Here is a 22,242-nt window from a genome sequence, read left to right on the forward strand (position 1 = left end):
GTTAGATTTTTTCTGTCTAACTTTTGGGGTGCAGTACATTTTTGGAGTTGCTTTTTTTATTTTTCCAAATCTTTGCGAATAGTATAGGTGAGGAGGTAAGTATGGTTCAAGAAATTGCACAAGAAATCATTCGCTCGGCCCGGAAAAAAGGGGCGCAGGATATTTATTTTGTCCCTAAGCTAGACGCTTATGAGCTTCATATGAGGGTCGGAGACGAGCGCTGTAAAATCGGTTGTTATGATTTTGAAAAGTTTGCGGCCGTTATCAGTCACTTTAAGTTTGTAGCTGGTATGAATGTTGGAGAAAAGCGACGTAGTCAACTTGGTTCCTGCGATTATGCCTATGACCAGAAGATGGCGTCCCTACGTTTATCTACCGTAGGCGATTATCGAGGGTATGAGAGTTTAGTTATTCGTTTGTTGCATGATGAGAAGCAGGACTTGCATTTTTGGTTTCAGGATATTGAAGAATTAGGCAAGCAGTACAGACAACGGGGACTTTATCTTTTTGCTGGTCCAGTCGGAAGTGGCAAGACAACCTTGATGCATGAATTAGCTAAGTCCCTTTTTAAGGGGCAACAAGTTATGTCCATCGAAGATCCTGTAGAAATCAAGCAGGACGACATGCTCCAGTTGCAGTTGAACGAAACAATCGGGTTGACGTATGAAAATCTCATCAAACTTTCCCTACGTCATCGACCAGACCTCCTGATTATCGGAGAAATTCGAGACAGCGAAACGGCGCGTGCAGTGGTCAGAGCCAGTTTGACAGGGGCGACAGTCTTTTCAACCATTCATGCCAAGAGTATCAGAGGTGTTTATGAGCGCTTGCTGGAGTTGGGTGTGAGTGAGGAGGAATTAGCAGTCGTTCTACAGGGAGTCTGCTATCAGAGATTAATCGGGGGAGGAGGAATCGTTGACTTTGCAAACAAAGACTATCAAGAACACCAGCCAACTAGCTGGAATGAGCAGATTGACCAGCTTCTTGAAGATGGACATATCACAAGTCTTCAGGCTGAAATGGAAAAAATTAGCTACAGCTAAGCAAAAAAATATCATTACCTTGTTTAACAATCTCTTTTCCAGTGGTTTTCATCTGGTGGAGACCATCTCCTTTTTAGATAGGAGTGCATTATTGGACAAGCAGTGTGTGACCCAGATGCGCACGGGCTTGTCTCAGGGGAAATCATTCTCAGAAATGATGGAAAGTTTGGGATTTTCAAGTGCCATTGTCACTCAGTTATCCCTAGCGGAAGTCCATGGAAATCTCCACCTGAGTTTGGGAAAGATAGAAGAGTATCTAGACAATCTTGCCAAGGTCAAGAAAAAACTAATTGAAGTAGCGACCTATCCCTTGATTTTGCTGGGTTTTCTTCTCTTAATTATGCTGGGACTACGCAACTACCTACTACCACAACTGGATAGTAGCAATATTGCCACTCAAATTATCGGTAATCTGCCACAAATTTTTCTAGGCATGGTAGGGTTTGTTTCAGTAGGTGTCCTTTTAGCACTAACTTTTTATAAAAGAAGTTCTAAGATGCGGGTCTTTTCTATCTTAGCACGCCTTCCCTTTCTTGGAATCTTTGTGCAAACCTATTTGACAGCTTATTATGCGCGTGAATGGGGGAATATGATTTCGCAGGGGATGGAGCTGATGCAGATTTTTCAGATCATGCAGGAACAAGGTTCCCAACTCTTTAAAGAAATCGGTCGAGATTTGGCTCAAGCCCTACAAAATGGTCGGGAATTTTCTCAAACAATAGCAACCTATCCTTTCTTTAAAAAGGAGTTGAGTCTTATCATCGAGTATGGGGAAGTCAAGTCCAAGCTGGGGAGTGAGTTGGAAATCTATGCTGAAAAAACTTGGGAAACCTTTTTTACCCGAGTCAATCGTACCATGAATCTGGTGCAGCCATTGGTCTTTATCTTTGTGGCTCTGATTATCGTTTTACTTTATGCGGCAATGCTCATGCCCATGTATCAAAATATGGAGGTAAATTTTTAAAATGAAAAAACTCATGACATTCTTGAAAAAAGCGAAAGTGAAGGCTTTCACACTTGTGGAAATGTTGGTGGTCTTGCTCATCATCAGCGTGCTTCTCCTGCTCTTTGTACCTAATCTGACCAAGCAAAAAGAAGCAGTCAACGACAAAGGGAAAGCTGCTGTTGTTAAGGTGGTAGAAAGCCAGGCAGAGCTTTATAGTTTGGATAAAAATGAAGATGCTAGCCTAAGTAAGTTACAAGCAGATGGGCGAATCACAGAAGAACAGGCTAAAGCTTATAAAGAATACCATGCTAAACAAAATACCAGTCAAACCGTTGCAGATTAAGGCATTTACCATGCTGGAAAGCCTCTTGGTTTTGGGACTTGTGAGTATCCTTGCCTTGGGCTTATCCGGCTCTGTCCAGTCCACTTTTGCGGCGGTAGAGGAGCAGATTTTCTTTATGGAGTTTGAAGAACTCTATCGGGAAACTCAAAAACGCAGTGTAGCTAGTCAGCAAAAGACTAGTCTAAACTTAGATGGGCACACAATCAGTAATGACAGTCAAAAGTTGACAGTTCCTAAAGGAATTCAGGCACCATCAGGACAAAGTATTACATTTGACCGAGCTGGGGGAAATTCGTCCCTGGCTAAGGTTGAATTTCAGACCAGTAAAGGAACGATTCGCTATCAGTTATATCTAGGAAATGGAAAAATTAAACGCATTAAGGAAACAAAAAATTAGGGCAGTGATTTTACTGGAAGCAGTAGTTGCTTTAGCTATCTTTGCTAGCATTGCAACCCTCCTTTTGGGACAAATTCAGAAAAATAGGCAGGAAGAAGCAAGAATCTTGCAAAAGGAAGAAGTTTTGAGGGTAGCTAAGATGGCCTTGCAGACAGGTCAAAATCAGGTAAACATAAACGGAGTGGAGATTCAGGTGTTTTCTAGTGAAAAGGGATTGGAGGTTTATCATGGTTCAGAACAGTTGTTGGCTATCAAAGAGCCATAAGGTCAATGCTTTCACCTTGTTGGAATCACTGATTGCTCTCATTGTCATCAGTGGAAGTTTACTCCTCTTTCAAGCCATGAGTCAGCTCCTCATTTCAGAAGTTCGCTACCAGCAACAAAGCGAGCAAAAGGAGTGGCTCTTGTTTGTGGACCAGCTGGAGGCAGAATTAGACCGTTCGCAATTCGAAAAAGTGGAGGGCAATCGCCTCTATATGAAGCAGGATGGCAAGGAAATTGCGATAGGTAAGTCAAAATCGGATGATTTTCGAAAAACTGATGCCAGTGGACGAGGATATCAGCCTATGATTTATGGACTCAAATCAGCTCAGATTACAGAGGACAACCAACTGGTGCGCTTTCATTTCCAGTTCCAAAAAGGCTTAGAAAGGGAGTTCATCTATCGTGTGGAAAAAGAAAAAAGTTAAGGCAGGTGTTCTCCTCTATGCAGTCACTATGGCAGCCATCTTTAGTCTTTTGTTACAATTTTACTTGAACAGACAAGTCGCCCACTATCAAGACTATGCTTTGAATAAAGAAAAGCTGATTGCTTTTGCCATGGCTAAGCGAACCAAAGATAAGGTTGAGCAAGAAAGTGGGGAACAGGTCTTTAATCTAGGTCAGGTAAGCTATCAAAACAAGAAAACAAGCTTGGTGACGACGGTTCGTACGCCTAAGAGTCAATATGAGTTCATCTTTCCTTCAGTCAAAATCAAAGAAGAGAAAATAGATAAAAAGGAAAAGGTAGTGACTGATTCAAGTAATCAAGCAGAGAAGAAAAAATCAGAAGAGAAGGCTGAAAAGAAAGAGAATTCCTAGCCAATCAAGCTACTTTGTGCTAAACTAAAAATATGAAACATGATTTTAACCACAAAGCAGAAACTTTTGATTCCCCTAAAAATATCTTCCTTGCAAACTTGGTTTGTCAAGCAGTCGAGAAACAGATTGATCTTCTATTAGACAAAGAAATTTTGGATTTCGGTGGAGGGACGGGTCTGTTAACCTTGCCCCTAGCCAAGCAAGCTAAGTCTGTAACATTGGTGGATATTTCGGAGAAAATGCTGGAACAAGCTCGTTTGAAAGCGGAGCAGCAAGACATCAAGAATATCCAGTTTTTGGAACAAGATTTACTGAAAAATCCCTTAGAGCAAGAGTTTGATCTCATTGTTGTTTGTCGTGTTCTTCATCATATGCCTGATTTGGATGCGGCTCTCTCACTGTTTCATCAACATTTGAAGGAAGATGGACAACTCCTACTTGCTGATTTTACCAAGACAGAGGCTAACCATCATGGATTTGAATTGGTTGAACTGGAAAACAGGCTAGCCCAGTTTGGTTTTTCATCTGTACATAGTCAGATCCTCTATAGCGCTGAAGACCTGTTTCAAGGAAATTACTCAGAACTCTTTTTAACAGTAGCCCAAAAATCACTCGCCTAGTCAGGGAGTGATTTTTCTATAAGGATGGAAAAAAGAAGGGAAATTTGATAAGATAGGAATATGGATTTTGAAAAAATTGAACAAGCTTATACGTATTTACTAGAGAATGTCCAAGTCATTCAAAGTGATTTGGCGACCAACTTTTATGACGCCTTGGTGGAGCAAAACAGCATCTATCTGGATGGTGAGACGGAGCTAAAACAGGTCAACGAGAACAATCAAGCCCTTAAACGCTTAGCGCTTCGCAAAGAAGAATGGCTCAAGACCTACCAGTTTCTCTTGATGAAGGCTGGGCAGACAGAGCCCCTACAGGCCAATCACCAGTTTACACCAGATGCCATTGCTTTACTTTTGGTGTTTATTGTGGAAGAGTTGTTTAAAGAGGAGGAGATTACGATCCTCGAAATGGGTTCTGGGATGGGAATTCTGGGTGCTACTTTCTTGACCTCGCTTGATAAAAAGGTGGATTATTTGGGAATGGAAGTGGATGATTTGCTGATTGATTTGGCAGCAAGCATGGCAGATGTGATTGGTTTGCAGGCTGGCTTTGTCCAAGGAGATGCCGTTCGTCCACAAATGCTCAAAGAAAGCGATGTGGTCATCAGCGACTTGCCTGTCGGCTATTATCCTGATGACGCTGTTGCGTCGCGTCATCAAGTTGCTTCTAGCCAAGAACATACTTACGCCCATCACTTGCTCATGGAACAAGGCCTTAAGTATCTCAAGTCAGATGGATACGCTATTTTTCTCTCTCCGAGTGATTTGTTGACCAGTCCTCAGAGTGATTTGTTGAAAGGGTGGTTGAAAGAGGAAGCGAGTCTGGTTGCCATGATCAGTCTGCCTGAAAATCTTTTTGCCAGTGCTAAACAATCCAAGACGATTTTTATCTTACAGAAGAAAAGTGAAACAGCAGTAGAGCCTTTTGTTTATCCGCTTGCTAGCTTGCAAGATGCAAGTGTTTTAATGAAATTTAAAGAAAATTTTCAAAAATGGACTCAAGGTACTGAAATATAAAATAGATTTTGTTATAATAGATGAAAACGCTTAAAAAGGGGTATCATGTTATGACAAAAACAATTGCAATCAATGCAGGAAGTTCAAGTTTAAAATGGCAATTATACTTAATGCCAGAAGAAAAAGTATTGGCGAAAGGCTTGATTGAACGTATCGGTTTGAAAGATTCGATTTCAACTGTAAAATTTGATGGCCGTTCTGAACAACAAATTTTGGATATCGAAAATCACACACAAGCTGTTAAAATCTTATTGGATGACTTGATTCGTTTCGATATTATCAAGGCTTATGATGAGATTACAGGTGTTGGACACCGTGTTGTTGCCGGTGGAGAATATTTCAAAGAATCAACAGTCGTTGAGGGAGATGTTTTAGAAAAAGTTGAAGAGTTGAGCTTGTTGGCTCCTCTCCATAATCCAGCCAATGCAGCAGGTGTTCGTGCCTTCAAGGAATTGTTGCCAGACATTACCAGTGTAGTTGTTTTTGATACTTCATTCCACACAACTATGCCAGAGAAAGCTTATCGCTACCCTCTACCAACAAAATATTACACAGAAAACAAGGTTCGTAAATATGGTGCCCACGGTACAAGTCACCAGTTTGTAGCAGGAGAAGCTGCAAAACTCTTGGGACGTCCATTAGAAGACTTGAAATTGATTACTTGCCACATTGGTAATGGTGCATCTATTACAGCTGTTAAGGGTGGTCAATCTGTCGATACTTCAATGGGCTTCACTCCACTTGGTGGTGTGATGATGGGAACTCGTACAGGGGATATTGACCCAGCTATCATTCCTTACCTAATGCAATATACAGAGGACTTTAACACGCCTGAAGACATTAGTCGCGTCCTTAACCGTGAATCAGGGCTTATGGGTGTTTCAGGTAAATCTAGTGATATGCGTGATGTAATTGCTGCTATGGAAGAAGGGGACCACGATGCCACTTTGGCCTATGAAATGTATGTTGATCGTATCCAAAAACATATCGGTCAATATCTTGCAGTCCTAAATGGAGCAGATGCCATTATCTTCACAGCAGGTATCGGAGAAAATGCAGCTGCTGTACGTAAGGATGTTATCTCAGGAATTTCTTGGTTTGGTTGTGATGTTGATGATGAAAAGAACGTCTTTGGTGTGACAGGAGACATTTCAACAGAGGCAGCTAAAATCCGTGTCTTGGTTATTCCAACAGATGAAGAATTAGTCATTGCCCGTGACGTTGAACGCTTGAAAAAATAACAAAAATCAGAAAAAATATTCCGTACAAGGAGTTGGAAAAGTGATTTTTCCAGCTTCTTTTTCTGATGAAATTGTCCAAAACCTTGCTATGATTGGCTTTTTTGAAAAATATGGTATAATAGTAGTAATTTAATAGATGGAGTTGAGTTTTGAAGAAAAACTTTCGTGTAAAAAGAGAGAAAGATTTTAAGGCGATTTTCAAGGAGGGAACAAGTTTTGCCAATCGCAAATTTGTTGTCTACCAGTTAGAAAACCAGAAAAACCATTTTCGAGTAGGCCTATCAGTTAGCAAAAAGCTGGGGAATGCGGTTACTAGAAATCAAATCAAGCGACGAATCCGACATATTATCCAGAATATAAAAGGGAGTCTGGAAGAAAATGTTGATTTTGTTGTCATTGCTCGAAAAGGGGTTGAAACCTTGGGATACGCAGAGATGGAGAAAAATCTACTCCACGTATTAAAATTATCAAAGATTTACCAGGAAGGAAATGGGAGTGAAAAAGAAACTACAGTTGACTAGTTTGCTAGGACTGTCTCTATTTATCATGACAGCCTGTGCAACAAATGGGACAACTAGCGATATCACAGCCGATTCGGCTGATTTTTGGAGTAAATTGGTTTACTTCTTTGCAGAAGTCATTCGCTTTTTATCTTTTGATATCAGTATCGGAGTGGGGATTATTCTCTTTACAATCTTGATTCGTACAGTGCTCTTGCCAGTCTTTCAAGTGCAAATGGTAGCGTCTAGAAAAATGCAGGAAGCTCAACCACGCATTAAGGCGCTTCGAGAACAATATCCAGGTCGCGATATGGAAAGCAGAACCAAATTAGAGCAGGAAATGCGTAAAGTCTTTAAAGAAATGGGTGTCAGACAGTCGGATTCTCTTTGGCCGATTTTGATTCAGATGCCACTTATCTTGGCCTTGTTCCAAGCTCTATCAAGAGTTGACTTTTTGAAGACAGGTCATTTCTTATGGATTAACCTTGGTGGTGTGGATACAACACTTGTTCTTCCGATTTTAGCAGCAGTATTTACCTTTTTAAGTACTTGGCTGTCTAATAAAGCCTTGTCTGAGCGAAATGGAGCTACGACTGCGATGATGTATGGGATTCCAGTCTTAATCTTTATCTTTGGGGTTTATGCTCCGAGCGGAGTCGCTCTCTACTGGGCAGTGTCCAATGCCTATCAAGTCTTGCAAACCTATTTCTTGAACAATCCATTCAAGATTATTGCAGAGCGCGAGGCCGTAGTACAGGCACAAAAAGATTTGGAAAATAGAAAAAGAAAAGCCAAGAAAAAGGCTCAGAAAACGAAATAATAAGGAGGAATCTGGTAATGGTAGTATTTACAGGTTCAACTGTTGAAGAAGCAATCCAGAAAGGATTGAAAGAATTAGATATCCCAAGACTGAAGGCTCATATCAAAGTCATTTCTCGTGAAAAAAATGGATTTCTTGGTTTGTTTGGTAAAAAACCAGCTCAAGTTGATATTGAAGCTATTAGTGAAACAACGGTCATTAAAGCTAATCAGCAGGCTGTCAAGGGTGTTCCCAAAGAAATTAATGAACAAAATGAACCGGTCAAAACAGTCAGTGAAGCAACTGTTGATTTGGGTCATGTTGTAGAGGCAATTAAAAAGATTGAGGAAGAAGGCCAAGGTATTTCTGATGAAGTCAAGGCTGAAATCTTAAAACATGAAAGACATGCCAGCACTATCTTAGAAGAAACTGGTCACATTGAGATTTTAAATGAATTACAACTTGAAGAAACTGCTCTCGAAGAAGAAGTAGAAACTCCTATTATTGAAAACCAAGCTGAGCAAACTGAAAGTCAAGAACTAGAAGACTTGGGCTTAAAAGTTGAACCGAGCTTTGATATTGAACAAGTAGCTACGGAAGTAACGACTTATGTTCAAACAATTATTGATGACATGGATGTTGAAGCTACACTTTCAAATGACTATAACCGTCGTAGCATCAATTTGCAAATTGATACTAACGAACCAGGTCGTATTATCGGCTACCATGGTAAAGTCTTGAAGGCCTTGCAACTATTGGCTCAAAATTATCTTTACAACCGCTATTCAAGAACCTTCTACATTACTATTAATGTCAATGATTATGTTGAACACCGTGCAGAAGTCTTGCAGACCTATGCGCAAAAATTGGCGACTCGTGTTTTAGAAGAAGGACGCAGTCATCAGACAGATCCAATGTCAAATAGCGAACGCAAGATTATTCATCGTATTATTTCACGTATGGATGGCGTGACCAGTTACTCTGAAGGTGATGAGCCAAATCGTTATGTTGTCGTAGATACAGAATAAGTAAAATCAGGGTTATCCTGATTTTTTGCTAGCTGGAGGAGATTAAATTAATGTTGAATAAGATAAGAGACTATTTAGACTTTGCAGGTTTGCAGTACCGTAATCCAGATAAAGCTGGGGAAGAACGAGAGAAAATGCTGGAATTCCGCCATAAAGGTCAAGAGGCTCGAAAAGCCTTTACAGAACTGGCTAAAGCATTTCAGATAAGTCATCCAGAATGGCAACTTCAACAGACTAGCCAGTGGATGAATCAGGCGCAACGTTTACGACCACATTTTTGGGTTTATATACAGAGAGACGGACAAATGACAGAGCCAATGCTGGCCTTACGTTTGTACGGGACATCTACTGATTTTGGAATTTCTTTAGAAGTCAGTTTCATCGAGCGCAAGAAAGATGACCAAACTCTAGGCAAGCAAGCCAAAGTTTTAGAAATTCCAACCGTTGAAGGGATTTATTATCTAGTCTACTCTGATGGTCAAAGTCAACGGTGGGAGGCGAGCGAAGAAAATCGTCAGGTCTTAGTCGAGAAGGTAGGCGGTCAAGAAATCCGAAAAGTGTTAGTTAAAGCAGATGTTTCTTTTGTAGAAACTCAATCATTAGAAGTGATTTTAGAAAAATTAGAAGATGCTTATGAACGCTTACTTCCCTACTATCAGGCGACTAGAGGATAGCAAATAGAATACTTATTTACGTCGAATTGTTTAATTGCTATTCTATGTATTTTTTCATATAATAGTAAAATAGAATGTGTGATTCAATAATCACCTCAAATAGAAAGGAAATTCTATGTCAAATCTATCTGTTAATGCAATTCGTTTCCTAGGTATTGACGCCATTAATAAAGCCAACTCAGGTCACCCAGGTGTGGTTATGGGAGCAGCTCCGATGGCTTACAGCCTCTTTACAAAACAACTTCGTATCAATCCGGCTCAACCAAACTGGATTAACCGTGACCGCTTTATTCTTTCAGCAGGCCATGGTTCAATGCTTCTTTATGCCCTTCTTCACCTTTCTGGTTTTGAAGATGTTAGTATGGATGAGATCAAGAGCTTCCGCCAATGGGGTTCAAAAACACCAGGTCACCCAGAATTTGGCCATACAGCAGGAATTGATGCTACAACAGGTCCTTTAGGTCAAGGGATTTCAACTGCTACTGGTTTTGCGCAAGCAGAACGTTTCTTGGCAGCCAAATATAACCGCGAAGGCTACAATATCTTTGACCACTATACTTACGTTATCTGTGGAGACGGAGACTTGATGGAAGGTGTCTCAAGTGAGGCGGCTTCATACGCAGGTTTGCAAAAACTAGATAAGTTGGTTGTTCTTTATGATTCAAATGACATCAACTTGGATGGTGAGACAAAGGATTCCTTTACAGAAAGTGTTCGTGACCGTTACAATGCCTACGGTTGGTATACTGCCTTGGTAGAAGATGGAACAGACTTGGCAGCAATCCAAGCTGCTATCGAAACAGCTAAAGCTTCAGGCAAACCATCTTTGATTGAAGTGAAGACGGTTATTGGATACGGTTCTCCAAACAAACAAGGAACTAATGCCGTACACGGTGCTCCTCTTGGAGCAGATGAAACTGCAGCAACTCGTCAAGCGCTTGGTTGGGACTACGAACCATTTGAAATCCCAGAACAAGTATATGCTGATTTCAAAGAACATGTTGCAGACCGTGGTGTATCAGCTTATCAAGCTTGGACAAAATTAGTTGCAGATTATAAAGAAGCTCATCCAGAACTAGCAGCAGAAGTAGAAGCCATCATCGATGGACGTGATCCAGTTGAAGTGACTCCAGCAGACTTCCCAGTCTTAGAAAATGGCTTCTCTCAAGCAACTCGTAACTCGAGCCAAGATGCCTTGAATGTTGTAGCTGCTAAATTGCCAACCTTCTTAGGTGGATCAGCTGACCTAGCTCACTCAAACATGACTTATATCAAGACTGATGGACTTCAAGATGATACCAATCGCTTGAACCGTAACATTCAGTTTGGTGTTCGTGAATTTGCCATGGGAACTATCTTGAACGGGATGGCCCTTCACGGTGGACTTCGTGTATACGGTGGAACTTTCTTCGTCTTCTCTGACTATGTGAAGGCAGCTGTTCGCTTGTCAGCCTTACAAGGACTTCCTGTGACTTATGTCTTTACCCACGATTCTATTGCGGTTGGGGAAGACGGTCCGACTCACGAACCAGTTGAGCATTTAGCAGGTCTTCGTGCCATGCCAAATCTGAATGTTTTCCGTCCAGCAGATGCGCGTGAAACGCAAGCAGCTTGGTACCTTGCAGTGACAAGCGAAAAAACACCAACTGCCCTTGTCTTGACACGTCAAAACTTGACTGTTGAAGAAGGAACAGACTTCGACAAGGTTGCAAAAGGTGCTTATGTTGTCTATGAAAATGCAGCTGACTTTGATACCATCTTGATTGCAACAGGTTCAGAGGTTAATCTTGCTGTCTCAGCTGCCAAAGAATTGGCTAGTCAAGGCGCAAAAGTCCGCGTAGTCAGCATGCCATCCACAGATGTCTTTGACGCACAAGATGCAGCATACAAGGAAGAAATTCTTCCAAATGCAGTTCGCCGTCGTGTTGCAGTCGAAATGGGTGCAACTCAAAACTGGTACAAATACGTTGGTCTTGATGGTGCCGTTCTCGGTATTGATACCTTCGGAGCCTCTGCCCCAGCACCAAAAGTATTGGCAGAATATGGCTTTACTGTCGAAAATCTTGTAAAAGTCGTTCAAAATTTGAAATAATCCTAAAAATCAGGGCGCAAGCTCTGGTTTTTCTTGTTAGAAAAGCAAGGTACAATCTTGTAAAAGTAGCTGAAATTTGATATAGTAGTCCTATGTAAAAGACAAAGGAGAAGAAAATGAATCCAAATTATACATTTTTAATTATGCTTGTAGCGATGTTGGGCTTGATGTTCTTTATGCAACGCTCTCAAAAGAAACAAGCACAAAAACGTATGGAAAGCTTAAATAAACTACAAAAAGGCTATGAAGTGATTACAATCGGTGGACTTTACGGAACAGTCGATGAAGTAGATACTGAGAAGAGAACGATTGTTCTTGATGTAGATGGAGTTTACTTGACTTTTGAACTAGCTGCTATCAAGACAGTATTACCGCTGAAAGAAACAGCTTCACTCGAAGGTGCAATTGAAAAATAAGACGGGATTACTAACTCCCGTTTTTCTATAATAGAAAGGAAATGGGATGAAAAAACTAGTCTTTGTCTGTCTGGGGAATATTTGCCGTAGTCCTATGGCTGAGTTTGTTATGAAATCAATGACAGATAATTATGAAATCCAAAGTCGAGCGACTTCTTCTTGGGAACATGGCAATCCGATTCACAAGGGAACTCAAGGGATTTTTCAACAGTATGAGATTCCTTATGAAAAAGGCAAGACATCGCTTCAGATTAGTAAGGAAGATTTTGAAGCCTTTGATTATATTATCGGAATGGATGCTTCAAATGTTTCTGACCTACGTCAGATGTGTCCAGTAGACTGTCAAGATAAGATTTACTCATTTGCATCTGAAAGTGTTCCAGATCCTTGGTATACAGGAGATTTTGAGGAAACCTATCGACGTGTTCAAGAGGGCTGTCAAGCTTGGTTAGAACGTTTAGAAAAGGAGAGTGAAGATGGAAAATCTTAAGAATTTTTACGAAAAGTATCGTGTCTATCTGACTCGTCCACGTTTAGAGCTTTTAGCAGTAGTTGCCATTGTTTTTTGTGCTGTACTCGTCTTTTTTCTAAATATTCCTGGAAAAGGTGTTCTAAAACTCGATAATGGAACGATTGTTTATGACGGCAGTCTTGTCCGCGGTAAAATGAATGGACAAGGTACCATTACCTTCCAAAATGGAGACCAATATACAGGTGGTTTCAGTAATGGAGCCTTCAACGGACAAGGTACCTTTCAATCCAAAGAAGGCTGGACCTACGAAGGTGATTTTGTAAATGGTCAGGCTGAAGGAAAAGGGAAACTAACAACAGAACAAGAAGTCGTTTATGAAGGAACTTTTAAACAAGGTGTTTTTCAACAAAAATAAAGCCTCCTTATCAAAGGAGGTATTGTTAGAATCTTTAAGTAAGCGCTTACTTGCAAATCCTTTTCTTTCCAAGTCCCTCTTCCAAGCAAGTTTGTGAAATAAAAAAATATTTGAAATAAATTTCACAAACTCTAAAGAAAAAACTTGATAAGTAAAGAAAATGAGAAAAATTTCACAAACAATAAAAAATTCTTTGTGAAATGTTTATGAAACTGTTTACAAAGTTGAAATAATGCGTTATAATAAACTTGTGAAAAAATTAACAAAGGATATCGATCCTTGAAAGCTATGGAGGAAAATATGGCTGATAAAAAAACTGTGACACCAGAAGAAAAGAAACTCGCTGCTGAAAAGCATGTCGATGGCTTGGTGCAAAAAGCTTTAGTTGCTCTTGAGGAAATGCGTAAACTCGACCAAGAACAGGTCGACTACATCGTAGCTAAAGCGTCAGTGGCAGCTTTGGATGCCCACGGAGAATTGGCTTTACATGCCTTTGAAGAAACAGGACGTGGTGTATTTGAAGATAAAGCAACTAAGAACTTGTTTGCTTGTGAACACGTAGTAAACAACATGCGCCACACTAAGACAGTTGGCGTTATCGAAGAAGACGATGTAACAGGTTTGACTCTTATTGCTGAACCAGTTGGTGTTGTCTGTGGTATCACTCCAACAACAAACCCAACATCAACAGCAATCTTCAAATCATTGATTTCATTGAAGACACGTAATCCAATCGTTTTTGCCTTCCACCCATCAGCTCAAGAATCATCAGCTCACGCAGCTCAAATCGTTCGTGATGCTGCGATTAAAGCAGGAGCTCCTGAAAACTGCGTACAGTGGATCACTGAACCATCTATGGAAGCAACTAGTGCCCTTATGAACCACGAAGGTGTTGCGACAATCCTTGCAACAGGTGGTAATGCCATGGTTAAAGCCGCATACTCATGTGGTAAACCAGCTCTTGGGGTAGGTGCCGGAAACGTTCCAGCTTATGTTGAAAAATCAGCAAACATCCGTCAAGCAGCACACGATATCGTTATGTCTAAATCATTTGATAATGGTATGGTCTGTGCATCTGAACAAGCGGTTATCATTGATAAAGAAATTTACGATGAATTTGTAGCAGAGTTCAAATCTTACCACACTTACTTTGTAAACAAAAAAGAAAAAGCTCTTCTTGAAGAATTCTGCTTCGGCGTGAAAGCAAACAGCAAAAACTGTGCTGGTGCGAAATTGAACGCTGACATCGTTGGTAAGCCAGCAACTTGGATTGCTGAACAAGCTGGATTTACAGTTCCAGAAGGAACAAACATTCTTGCTGCAGAATGTAAAGAAGTTGGTGAAAATGAGCCATTGACTCGTGAAAAATTGTCACCAGTTATCGCAGTTTTGAAATCTGAAAGCCGTGAAGATGGTATTGCCAAAGCTCGTCAAATGGTTGAATTTAACGGTCTTGGGCACTCAGCAGCCATCCACACAGCTGATGAAGAATTGACTAAAGAATTTGGTAAAGCTGTTAAAGCTATTCGTGTTATCTGTAACTCACCTTCTACTTTCGGTGGTATCGGGGACGTTTACAATGCCTTCTTGCCATCATTGACACTCGGATGTGGTTCTTACGGACGTAACTCAGTTGGGGATAACGTTAGTGCCATTAACCTCTTGAATATCAAAAAAGTCGGAAGACGGAGAAATAACATGCAATGGATGAAACTTCCTTCAAAAACATACTTTGAACGTGATTCAATTCAATACCTTCAAAAATGTCGTGACGTTGAACGTGTCATGATCGTTACTGACCATGCCATGGTAGAGCTTGGTTTCCTTGATCGTATCATCGAACAACTTGACCTTCGTCGCAATAAGGTTGTTTACCAAATCTTTGCTGATGTAGAACCAGATCCAGATATCACTACTGTTGAACGTGGTACTGAGATTATGCGTGCCTTCAAACCGGATACAATCATCGCTCTCGGTGGTGGATCTCCAATGGATGCTGCTAAAGTAATGTGGCTCTTCTACGAACAACCAGAAGTGGACTTCCGTGACCTTGTTCAAAAATTCATGGATATCCGTAAACGTGCCTTCAAGTTCCCATTGCTTGGTAAGAAGACTAAATTCATCGCGATTCCAACAACATCTGGTACAGGATCTGAAGTAACACCATTTGCCGTTATCTCTGATAAAGCAAACAACCGTAAATACCCAATCGCTGACTACTCATTGACACCAACTGTGGCAATCGTAGACCCTGCTTTGGTATTAACAGTTCCTGGATTTGTTGCTGCGGACACTGGTATGGACGTATTGACCCACGCGACTGAAGCTTACGTATCACAAATGGCTAGCGACTACACTGACGGTCTTGCACTTCAAGCCATCAAGCTTGTATTTGAAAACCTTGAAAGTTCAGTTAAGAATGCAGACTTCCACTCACGTGAGAAAATGCATAACGCTTCAACAATCGCTGGTATGGCCTTTGCCAATGCCTTCCTAGGTATTTCTCACTCAATGGCTCATAAGATTGGTGCGCAATTCCACACAATCCACGGTCGTACAAATGCAATCTTGCTTCCATATGTCATCCGCTACAACGGTACACGTCCAGCTAAGACAGCAACATGGCCTAAGTACAACTACTACCGTGCAGATGAAAAATACCAAGATATCGCACGCATGCTTGGACTTCCAGCTTCTACTCCAGAAGAAGGTGTGGAATCTTACGCAAAAGCTGTCTACGAACTTGGTGAGCGCGTAGGTATCCAAATGAACTTCAAAGCACAAGGAATTGATGAAAAAGAATGGAAAGAACATTCTCGTGAATTGGCCTTCCTTGCTTACGAAGACCAATGTTCACCAGCTAACCCACGTCTTCCAATGGTTGACCATATGCAAGAAATCATCGAAGATTCTTACTATGGCTACAAAGAAAGACCAGGACGCCGTAAATAATTGTTATCAGCCTAGAGGCAGGAATTTCCTGTCTCTTTTTTGTAAAATTGGAAGATTGAAAATAATTTTTATCTTTTCAATTTTCACTTTTCATCTGAAAAGGAAAGTGGGAAATGACTAGGTAGACAAAGAAAGACAGCAGTATAGGCTTACAAAGGAGAAAGAAAAATAAGTGGGGTATAGATAAAAAACAACGCCCGTACTTGCAATTAAACTTAAATAGTTATATAATAGGTTTGTTGAAAGGTGATTTGTAGTGATTCAAGTTACTCTTTTCACAATAAAAATTTCATGATTTTCATAAGGAGGAAATCACTAATGGTAGTTAAAGTTGGTATTAACGGTTTCGGACGTATCGGTCGTCTTGCTTTCCGTCGTATCCAAAACGTAGAAGGTGTTGAAGTTACTCGTATCAACGACCTTACAGATCCAGTTATGCTTGCACACTTGTTGAAATACGACACAACTCAAGGTCGTTTCGACGGTACTGTTGAAGTTAAAGAAGGTGGATTTGAAGTTAACGGTAAATTCATCAAAGTTTCTGCTGAACGTGATCCAGAACAAATCGACTGGGCTAACGACGGTGTAGAAATCGTTCTTGAAGCTACTGGTTTCTTTGCTAAGAAAGCAGCTGCTGAAAAACACTTGCACGCTGGTGGAGCTAAAAAAGTTGTTATCACTGCTCCTGGTGGAAACGACGTTAAAACAGTTGTATTCAACACTAACCACGACGTTCTTGACGGTACTGAAACAGTTATCTCAGGTGCTTCATGTACTACAAACTGCTTGGCTCCAATGGCTAAAGCTCTTCAAGACAACTTTGGTGTTGTTGAAGGATTGATGACTACTATCCACGCTTACACTGGTGACCAAATGATCCTTGACGGACCACACCGTGGTGGTGACCTTCGCCGTGCTCGCGCTGGTGCTGCAAACATCGTTCCTAACTCAACTGGTGCTGCAAAAGCTATCGGTCTTGTAATCCCAGAATTGAACGGTAAACTTGACGGATCTGCACAACGTGTTCCAACTCCAACTGGATCAGTTACTGAATTGGTAGCAGTTCTTGAAAAGAACGTTACTGTTGATGAAGTGAACGCAGCTATGAAAGCAGCTTCAAACGAATCATACGGTTACACAGAAGATCCAATCGTATCTTCAGATATCGTAGGTATGTCTTACGGTTCATTGTTTGACGCAACTCAAACTAAAGTTCTTGACGTTGACGGTAAACAATTGGTTAAAGTTGTATCATGGTACGACAACGAAATGTCATACACTGCACAACTTGTTCGTACTCTTGAATACTTCGCAAAAATCGCTAAATAATTCATGAGTAGATAAAAAAGCAAGGCCGCTGGTCTTGCTTTTTAAATATTAAAAAATGGATGACACAATCATCCATTCTTTTTTAATTCTTTTTCAAATGTATCGGAAAGGGTAGTGAAACTTAACTTTTCTAAAGTAAGTGGATGGGTAAAGGACAGACGAAAGGCGTGGAGCATAAGCCGACTCGTCTTTGATTTGCTATTATAGAGAGGGTCACCCAGGATCGGGAAGTTATGATGCGAAAGGTGCACACGAATTTGATGTGTTCGCCCTGTCTTTAGTTTGCAACGAACCAAGGAAGTTTTGTTTGGTAATTGCTTTAATCTGCTTACATGTGTTTCAGCATATTGCCCATTTTTTGTATCAACTATTCGTTTTCTGCGGTCATGGCGATTACGTCCGATTTTGTCCCTGAAAACAAGCTCTTTGCTACTGATATTTCCATCAACTAGTGCCCAGTACTCCCTAGAAATCTCTTTTTTCTCCAGTAAGCGATTGAGAATAGGCAGGATAAAAGGATTTTTGGCAAAGAGAACCAAGCCACTGGTTTCCATGTCTAGACGATGAACGACATAGCAGGTTTGGCCAACATAGGCACTGACATGGTTAAGAAGGGCGATTTCGTTTGGCTGATTACCATGCGTTTTCATCCCCTCTGGTTTGTTGACAATAATCAAGTGTTGATCTTGATAAACCTCTTGAACGAGGTTAGGATTGCCCCAAGGGATTTCTTTTTCGGGATAATCTTCCTTGTCAAAAGTTAACTGGCAAATATCTCCAGGCTTCACCCCCTCGTTCCAGCGAACTTCTCGCTGATTAATTAAAATATGTTTTTTGATTCTCAAAAAATGCCGGATTTTTCTAGGGATGAGGAGTTGTTCCTCAAGTAATTGCTTTACCGTCATTTGAGGTCTAGAGTCTGGTAATGTAAATGTGAATTTCATACAGATATTGTAACAAAAAAAGCCCTATTTGGATAGGAAATAGCTAAATTCTTGTCTTCCTATGATGAAGATGATAAAATAAACGCATGAAATTAGATAAATTATTCGAGAAATTTCTTTCTCTTTTTAAAAAAGAAACAAGTGAATCAGAGGATTCTGATTCTACTAGCTTGCGTCGTTCTCGCAGTGATAGAAAAAAATTAGCCCAAGTGGGTCCAATTCGAAAATTCTGGCGTCGCTATCATCTAACAAAGATTGTCCTTATACTAGGTCTGAGTGCAAGCTTGCTAGTTGGAACCTATTTGTTTGCTGTAGCCAAGTCAACCAATGTCAATGATTTGCAAAATGCCTTGAAAACTCGAACTCTTATTTTTGACCGTGAAGAAAAGGAGGCTGGTGCCTTATCTGGTCAAAAAGGAACCTATGTTGAACTGACTGATATCAGTAAAAATTTGCAGAATGCCGTTATTGCGACAGAAGACCGTTCTTTCTATAAAAATGACGGAATTAACTATGGCCGTTTCTTCTTGGCTATTGTCACTGCTGGTCGTTCAGGTGGTGGTTCTACTATTACTCAACAGCTGGCTAAGAATGCCTATTTGTCACAGGATCAAACTGTCGAGAGAAAAGCAAAAGAATTTTTCCTTGCCTTAGAATTAACAAAAAAATATAGTAAGGATCAGATCTTAACCATGTACCTTAATAACGCATATTTTGGAAATGGTGTGTGGGGTGTAGAAGATGCGAGTAAGAAATACTTTGGAGTTTCTGCATCAGAAGTGAGTCTGGATCAAGCTGCGACTCTGGCAGGGATGCTAAAGGGTCCAGAGCTGTATAACCCCTTGAAATCTGTAGAAGATTCTACTAATCGTCGTGATACTGTCTTGCAAAATATGCTGGCAGCGGGTTATATTGATAAAAATCAAGAAACCGAAGCTGCAGAAGTTGATATGACTTCGCAATTGCACGATAAATATGAAGGAAAAATCTCAGATTACCGCTATCCTTCTTACTTTGATGCGGTGGTTAACGAAGCCGTTTCCAAGTATAATCTAACAGAGGAAGAAATTGTCAATAATGGCTACCGTATTTATACAGAGCTGGACCAAAACTATCAAGCAAATATGCAGGTTGTCTATGAAAATACATCGCTATTTCCGAGGGCAGAGGATGGAACATTTGCTCAATCAGGAAGTGTAGCTCTCGAACCGAAAACAGGTGGAGTTCGTGGAGTTGTCGGTCAGGTTGCTGGCAATGATAAAACTGGATTCCGGAATTTCAACTATGCAACTCAATCAAAACGTAGCCCTGGTTCTACAATTAAGCCTTTAGTTGTTTATACGCCTGCAGTTGAAGCTGGCTGGGCTTTGAATAAGCAGTTGGATAACCATACCATGCAGTATGACAGCTATAAGGTTGATAACTATGCAGGGATCAAAACGAGTCCAGAAGTTCCTATGTATCAAGCCCTGGCAGAATCGCTTAATCTACCTGCTGTTGCCACTGTTAATGATTTGGGCGTTGATAAGGCTTTTGAGGCGGGCGAGAAATTCGGACTCAACATGGAAAAAGTCGATCGTGTTCTTGGTGTCGCCTTGGGAAGCGGTGTTGAAACCAACCCTCTTCAAATGGCTCAAGCATATGCTGCCTTTGCAAATGAAGGATTAATGCCGGAAGCTCATTTTATTAGTAGAATTGAAAATGCTAGTGGTCAGGTCATTGCGAGCCATAAAAATTCACAAAAACGGGTGATTGATAAGTCTGTAGCTGACAAGATGACCAGTATGATGTTGGGAACATTTACAAACGGAACAGGTATTAGTTCATCACCTGCAGACTATGTCATGGCAGGAAAAACTGGAACAACTGAAGCTGTTTTCAATCCGGAATACACAAGTGACCAGTGGGTAATTGGTTATACTCCGGATGTAGTGATTAGTCACTGGCTTGGTTTCCCTACCACTGATGAAAATCACTATCTAGCAGGATCTACTTCAAACGGTGCAGCTCATGTCTTTAGAAACATTGCTAATACCATTTTACCTTATACGCCAGGAAGTACCTTTACGGTTGAAAATGCTTATAAGCAAAATGGAATTGCACCAGCCAATACAAGAAATCAAGTACAGCGTAATGAAGAAAATCAGGCGGATAATAGCCTTTCTGATATTAGAAGTCGTGCACAAAATCTGGTAGATGAGGCTAGTCGTGCTATCTCGGATGCGAAGATTAAGGAAAAGGCTCAAACGATATGGGATTCGGTAGTCAATCTATTTCGTTAAGATGCTTGTCAAAGCCTGGCTTTCTTGTTATAATAGATAAGATGGAGGCGTTATGGCACTAAAAAAAGCAAGCCTAGCTTGTGCGGTTTGTGGTTCGAGAAACTATTCAATCAAGATCAGCGGAAACCCCAAGCCAACACGACTAGAAGTAAATAAATTTTGTAAACATTGTGGTAAGTACACTACACACAGAGAAACGAGATAGGAGAGAGCGATGCGTTTTATTGGAGATATTTTTAGACTTCTTAAAGACACAACATGGCCAACTCGCAAGGAAAGCTGGAGAGATTTTCGTTCTATCATGGAATACACTGCTTTCTTTGTTGTGATTATTTATATTTTTGACAAATTGATTGTTTCAGGTCTGATTCGATTTATTAACATTTTTTAGAAGATCTGTGGAGTTATTCACGCTAAAAATCTTCTATTATGAAAGGAAGTATCATGGATAGTTTTGATAAAGGATGGTTTGTCTTACAAACCTATTCTGGTTATGAAAATAAGGTAAAAGAAAATCTATTACAACGTGCACAAACCTACAATATGTTGGATAATATTTTACGTGTTGAAATTCCAACACAAACAGTGCAAGTTGAAAAAAATGGAAAGAGAAAAGAAGTAGAAGAGAATCGCTTTCCAGGTTATGTTCTTGTGGAAATGGTGATGACAGATGAAGCTTGGTTTGTTGTTCGAAACACACCAAACGTTACAGGATTCGTCGGATCTCACGGAAATAGATCAAAACCAACTCCATTATTGGAACAAGAAATCCGTGATATCTTGGTTTCTATGGGACAAACTGTACAAGAGTTTGATATTGATGTTGAAGTTGGTCAAACTGTACGTATCATTGATGGTGCTTTTGCAGACTATACTGGTAAGATTACAGAGATTGATAACAATAAAGTGAAGATGATTATCTCTATGTTTGGTAATGACACAGTTGCAGAAGTAAACCTAAACCAAATTGCAGAATTATAACCCCAAGAGAGGCAAGACCTCTCTTTTTTATGCAGTTGAGACGGTGTAGGGGACAGAATAGGTGAAATATCCCAATTATCTTCTTGATTTGTTAGACTGTATCTAGAAAGGGGAACGTTATGTTTAAAGAATTGTATAAAGAAGTCCAGGGAATTGTGTACAAGTGTAGAAATGAATATCATCTCCATTTATGGGAGTTATCTGATTGGGACCAAGAGGGTATGATTTGCTTACATGAATTGATCAGTAGAGAAGAAGAGTTAGTAGAAGATATCCCACGCTTACGAAAATATTTCAAAACCAAGTTTCGAAATCGAATTCTAGACTATATCCGTAAACAAGAAAGCCAGAAGCGTAGATATGATAAAGAGCTTTATGAAGAAGTGGGTGAGATTAGTCATCGTATAAGCGAGGGAGGTCTCTGGCTAGATGACTATTATCTCTTTCATGAAACACTAAGAGATTATAGAAACAAACAAAATAAAGAGCAACAAGAAGAGCTAGAACGCGTCTTAAGAAATGAACGCTTCCGAGGGCGTCAAAGAGTGCTAAATGACTTACGTATTGTGTTTAAAGAGTTTGATATCCGTACACACTAGGAAGTCATGCAAAAAATAAAAAAAGTTTAAAAAAGTAGTTGACAAAGTTTGAAAAGTCGGTATAATAGTAAGAGT

The 22,242-nt window shown here is 40.3% G+C and carries 26 protein-coding genes; 25 read left to right on the forward strand and 1 reads right to left on the reverse strand.

Annotated elements, in window-relative coordinates; translation table 11 throughout:
• Positions 1-101: 101 nt before the first annotated feature.
• The 20 genes from comGA (at position 102) to gap (ending at position 17,361) form a co-directional block, all read left to right on the forward strand.
• Positions 102-1,043, forward strand: a complete 942-nt coding sequence (comGA, locus tag JQ841_RS02390) for a competence type IV pilus ATPase ComGA (RefSeq protein ID WP_203180013.1) — start codon at positions 102-104, stop codon at positions 1,041-1,043.
• Positions 991-2,007 carry a competence type IV pilus assembly protein ComGB gene (gene comGB, locus JQ841_RS02395; RefSeq protein ID WP_203180024.1) on the forward strand — a complete coding sequence of 339 codons (1,017 nt, stop codon included), beginning with the start codon at positions 991-993 and terminating at the stop codon, positions 2,005-2,007. Before comGA ends, comGB begins: the two co-directional genes overlap by 53 nt.
• A gap of 1 nt (position 2,008) precedes the next feature.
• Complete coding sequence (gene comGC / locus JQ841_RS02400) at positions 2,009-2,332, forward strand: comG operon protein ComGC (RefSeq protein WP_024056742.1); 324 nt, start codon at positions 2,009-2,011, stop codon at positions 2,330-2,332.
• Entirely contained in the window at positions 2,295-2,729 is a 435-nt protein-coding gene (gene comGD, locus JQ841_RS02405) for a competence type IV pilus minor pilin ComGD (protein ID WP_049546625.1), read from the forward strand. The genes comGC and comGD overlap by 38 nt, the downstream gene beginning before the upstream one ends.
• The gene (gene comGE, locus JQ841_RS02410) at positions 2,692-2,994 is read left to right on the forward strand and encodes a competence type IV pilus minor pilin ComGE (RefSeq protein ID WP_050492328.1); all 303 of its coding nucleotides are present in this window, start codon (positions 2,692-2,694) and stop codon (positions 2,992-2,994) included. Before comGD ends, comGE begins: the two co-directional genes overlap by 38 nt.
• Positions 2,957-3,418, forward strand: a complete 462-nt coding sequence (gene comGF / locus JQ841_RS02415) for a competence type IV pilus minor pilin ComGF (protein ID WP_020903618.1) — start codon at positions 2,957-2,959, stop codon at positions 3,416-3,418. The genes comGE and comGF overlap by 38 nt, the downstream gene beginning before the upstream one ends.
• The gene (gene comGG, locus JQ841_RS02420) at positions 3,396-3,809 is read left to right on the forward strand and encodes a competence type IV pilus minor pilin ComGG (RefSeq protein WP_031233244.1); all 414 of its coding nucleotides are present in this window, start codon (positions 3,396-3,398) and stop codon (positions 3,807-3,809) included. Before comGF ends, comGG begins: the two co-directional genes overlap by 23 nt.
• 32 nt (positions 3,810-3,841) lie before the next feature.
• On the forward strand, positions 3,842-4,429 hold the full coding sequence (locus JQ841_RS02425; protein ID WP_020903617.1) for a class I SAM-dependent methyltransferase: 588 nt from the start codon (positions 3,842-3,844) through the stop codon (positions 4,427-4,429).
• Positions 4,430-4,489: 60 nt separating this feature from the next.
• Positions 4,490-5,443 (forward strand): class I SAM-dependent methyltransferase, encoded by a 954-nt coding sequence (locus tag JQ841_RS02430; protein ID WP_203180014.1) that lies wholly within the window; start codon positions 4,490-4,492, stop codon positions 5,441-5,443.
• Between the two features lie 50 nt (positions 5,444-5,493).
• On the forward strand, positions 5,494-6,684 hold the full coding sequence (locus JQ841_RS02435) for an acetate kinase (protein ID WP_203180015.1): 1,191 nt from the start codon (positions 5,494-5,496) through the stop codon (positions 6,682-6,684).
• A gap of 149 nt (positions 6,685-6,833) precedes the next feature.
• Positions 6,834-7,205, forward strand: coding sequence for a ribonuclease P protein component (rnpA, locus tag JQ841_RS02440; protein ID WP_203180016.1), 372 nt, complete (start codon positions 6,834-6,836; stop codon positions 7,203-7,205).
• The gene (locus JQ841_RS02445) at positions 7,180-8,004 is read left to right on the forward strand and encodes a membrane protein insertase YidC (RefSeq protein WP_203180017.1); all 825 of its coding nucleotides are present in this window, start codon (positions 7,180-7,182) and stop codon (positions 8,002-8,004) included. Before rnpA ends, JQ841_RS02445 begins: the two co-directional genes overlap by 26 nt.
• 17 nt (positions 8,005-8,021) lie before the next feature.
• Complete coding sequence (jag, locus tag JQ841_RS02450; RefSeq protein ID WP_203180018.1) at positions 8,022-9,011, forward strand: RNA-binding cell elongation regulator Jag/EloR; 990 nt, start codon at positions 8,022-8,024, stop codon at positions 9,009-9,011.
• A 50-nt stretch (positions 9,012-9,061) separates the two neighbouring features.
• On the forward strand, positions 9,062-9,685 hold the full coding sequence (locus JQ841_RS02455) for a ribonuclease P (protein ID WP_203180019.1): 624 nt from the start codon (positions 9,062-9,064) through the stop codon (positions 9,683-9,685).
• A gap of 115 nt (positions 9,686-9,800) precedes the next feature.
• Positions 9,801-11,777 (forward strand): transketolase, encoded by a 1,977-nt coding sequence (tkt, locus tag JQ841_RS02460; RefSeq protein WP_203180020.1) that lies wholly within the window; start codon positions 9,801-9,803, stop codon positions 11,775-11,777.
• A 116-nt stretch (positions 11,778-11,893) separates the two neighbouring features.
• Complete coding sequence (gene yajC, locus JQ841_RS02465) at positions 11,894-12,193, forward strand: preprotein translocase subunit YajC (RefSeq protein WP_001069289.1); 300 nt, start codon at positions 11,894-11,896, stop codon at positions 12,191-12,193.
• A gap of 46 nt (positions 12,194-12,239) precedes the next feature.
• Positions 12,240-12,683, forward strand: coding sequence for a low molecular weight protein-tyrosine-phosphatase (locus tag JQ841_RS02470; RefSeq protein ID WP_125447202.1), 444 nt, complete (start codon positions 12,240-12,242; stop codon positions 12,681-12,683).
• A complete protein-coding gene (locus JQ841_RS02475) occupies positions 12,670-13,080 on the forward strand; it encodes an MORN repeat-containing protein (protein WP_203180021.1) in 411 nt (136 codons plus the stop codon). The genes JQ841_RS02470 and JQ841_RS02475 overlap by 14 nt, the downstream gene beginning before the upstream one ends.
• Before the next feature lie 300 nt (positions 13,081-13,380).
• Positions 13,381-16,032, forward strand: a complete 2,652-nt coding sequence (gene adhE / locus JQ841_RS02480) for a bifunctional acetaldehyde-CoA/alcohol dehydrogenase (protein ID WP_084950460.1) — start codon at positions 13,381-13,383, stop codon at positions 16,030-16,032.
• A gap of 318 nt (positions 16,033-16,350) precedes the next feature.
• Positions 16,351-17,361, forward strand: a complete 1,011-nt coding sequence (gene gap / locus JQ841_RS02485; RefSeq protein WP_033687386.1) for a type I glyceraldehyde-3-phosphate dehydrogenase — start codon at positions 16,351-16,353, stop codon at positions 17,359-17,361.
• A gap of 68 nt (positions 17,362-17,429) precedes the next feature.
• Here the strand turns inward: gap and JQ841_RS02490 are convergent, their stop codons facing one another.
• Positions 17,430-18,305 (reverse strand): RluA family pseudouridine synthase, encoded by an 876-nt coding sequence (locus tag JQ841_RS02490; RefSeq protein ID WP_338015000.1) that lies wholly within the window; start codon positions 18,303-18,305, stop codon positions 17,430-17,432.
• Positions 18,306-18,391: 86 nt separating this feature from the next.
• Here JQ841_RS02490 and pbp2a point away from each other — a divergent pair, with 86 nt between their 5' ends.
• The 5 genes from pbp2a (at position 18,392) to JQ841_RS02515 (ending at position 22,167) form a co-directional block, all read left to right on the forward strand.
• Positions 18,392-20,587: a penicillin-binding protein PBP2A gene (gene pbp2a, locus JQ841_RS02495; RefSeq protein ID WP_203180022.1), complete on the forward strand. Its 2,196-nt coding sequence runs from the start codon at positions 18,392-18,394 to the stop codon at positions 20,585-20,587.
• A 52-nt stretch (positions 20,588-20,639) separates the two neighbouring features.
• Positions 20,640-20,792 carry a 50S ribosomal protein L33 gene (gene rpmG / locus JQ841_RS02500; RefSeq protein ID WP_001809375.1) on the forward strand — a complete coding sequence of 51 codons (153 nt, stop codon included), beginning with the start codon at positions 20,640-20,642 and terminating at the stop codon, positions 20,790-20,792.
• 9 nt (positions 20,793-20,801) lie between these two features.
• Entirely contained in the window at positions 20,802-20,978 is a 177-nt protein-coding gene (secE, locus tag JQ841_RS02505) for a preprotein translocase subunit SecE (RefSeq protein ID WP_001210990.1), read from the forward strand.
• A 53-nt stretch (positions 20,979-21,031) separates the two neighbouring features.
• A complete protein-coding gene (gene nusG / locus JQ841_RS02510; protein ID WP_000376740.1) occupies positions 21,032-21,568 on the forward strand; it encodes a transcription termination/antitermination protein NusG in 537 nt (178 codons plus the stop codon).
• Between the two features lie 119 nt (positions 21,569-21,687).
• Entirely contained in the window at positions 21,688-22,167 is a 480-nt protein-coding gene (locus tag JQ841_RS02515; protein ID WP_203180023.1) for a sigma-70 family RNA polymerase sigma factor, read from the forward strand.
• Positions 22,168-22,242 lie beyond the last annotated feature (75 nt).

Origin of the sequence: Streptococcus mitis (genome assembly GCF_905187535.1) — a bacterium.
Lineage (GTDB): Bacteria > Bacillota > Bacilli > Lactobacillales > Streptococcaceae > Streptococcus > Streptococcus mitis_BS.

Bases quoted from the DNA above. Each gene is read 5' to 3' on its own strand.
- comGA (WP_203180013.1), top strand. From the start codon at position 102: ATGGTTCAAGAAATTGCACAAGAAATCATTCGCTCGGCCCGGAAAAAA.
- comGB (WP_203180024.1), top strand. From the start codon at position 991: ATGGACATATCACAAGTCTTCAGGCTGAAATGGAAAAAATTAGCTACA.
- comGC (WP_024056742.1), top strand. From the start codon at position 2,009: ATGAAAAAACTCATGACATTCTTGAAAAAAGCGAAAGTGAAGGCTTTC.
- comGD (WP_049546625.1), top strand. From the start codon at position 2,295: ATGCTAAACAAAATACCAGTCAAACCGTTGCAGATTAAGGCATTTACC.
- comGE (WP_050492328.1), top strand. From the start codon at position 2,692: ATGGAAAAATTAAACGCATTAAGGAAACAAAAAATTAGGGCAGTGATT.
- comGF (WP_020903618.1), top strand. From the start codon at position 2,957: ATGGTTCAGAACAGTTGTTGGCTATCAAAGAGCCATAAGGTCAATGCT.
- JQ841_RS02425 (WP_020903617.1), top strand. From the start codon at position 3,842: ATGAAACATGATTTTAACCACAAAGCAGAAACTTTTGATTCCCCTAAA.
- JQ841_RS02430 (WP_203180014.1), top strand. From the start codon at position 4,490: ATGGATTTTGAAAAAATTGAACAAGCTTATACGTATTTACTAGAGAAT.
- JQ841_RS02435 (WP_203180015.1), top strand. From the start codon at position 5,494: ATGACAAAAACAATTGCAATCAATGCAGGAAGTTCAAGTTTAAAATGG.
- jag (WP_203180018.1), top strand. From the start codon at position 8,022: ATGGTAGTATTTACAGGTTCAACTGTTGAAGAAGCAATCCAGAAAGGA.
- JQ841_RS02455 (WP_203180019.1), top strand. From the start codon at position 9,062: ATGTTGAATAAGATAAGAGACTATTTAGACTTTGCAGGTTTGCAGTAC.
- tkt (WP_203180020.1), top strand. From the start codon at position 9,801: ATGTCAAATCTATCTGTTAATGCAATTCGTTTCCTAGGTATTGACGCC.
- yajC (WP_001069289.1), top strand. From the start codon at position 11,894: ATGAATCCAAATTATACATTTTTAATTATGCTTGTAGCGATGTTGGGC.
- JQ841_RS02470 (WP_125447202.1), top strand. From the start codon at position 12,240: ATGAAAAAACTAGTCTTTGTCTGTCTGGGGAATATTTGCCGTAGTCCT.
- JQ841_RS02475 (WP_203180021.1), top strand. From the start codon at position 12,670: ATGGAAAATCTTAAGAATTTTTACGAAAAGTATCGTGTCTATCTGACT.
- adhE (WP_084950460.1), top strand. From the start codon at position 13,381: ATGGCTGATAAAAAAACTGTGACACCAGAAGAAAAGAAACTCGCTGCT.
- gap (WP_033687386.1), top strand. From the start codon at position 16,351: ATGGTAGTTAAAGTTGGTATTAACGGTTTCGGACGTATCGGTCGTCTT.
- JQ841_RS02490 (WP_338015000.1), bottom strand. From the start codon at position 18,305: ATGAAATTCACATTTACATTACCAGACTCTAGACCTCAAATGACGGTA.
- pbp2a (WP_203180022.1), top strand. From the start codon at position 18,392: ATGAAATTAGATAAATTATTCGAGAAATTTCTTTCTCTTTTTAAAAAA.
- rpmG (WP_001809375.1), top strand. From the start codon at position 20,640: ATGGCACTAAAAAAAGCAAGCCTAGCTTGTGCGGTTTGTGGTTCGAGA.
- secE (WP_001210990.1), top strand. From the start codon at position 20,802: ATGCGTTTTATTGGAGATATTTTTAGACTTCTTAAAGACACAACATGG.
- nusG (WP_000376740.1), top strand. From the start codon at position 21,032: ATGGATAGTTTTGATAAAGGATGGTTTGTCTTACAAACCTATTCTGGT.
- JQ841_RS02515 (WP_203180023.1), top strand. From the start codon at position 21,688: ATGTTTAAAGAATTGTATAAAGAAGTCCAGGGAATTGTGTACAAGTGT.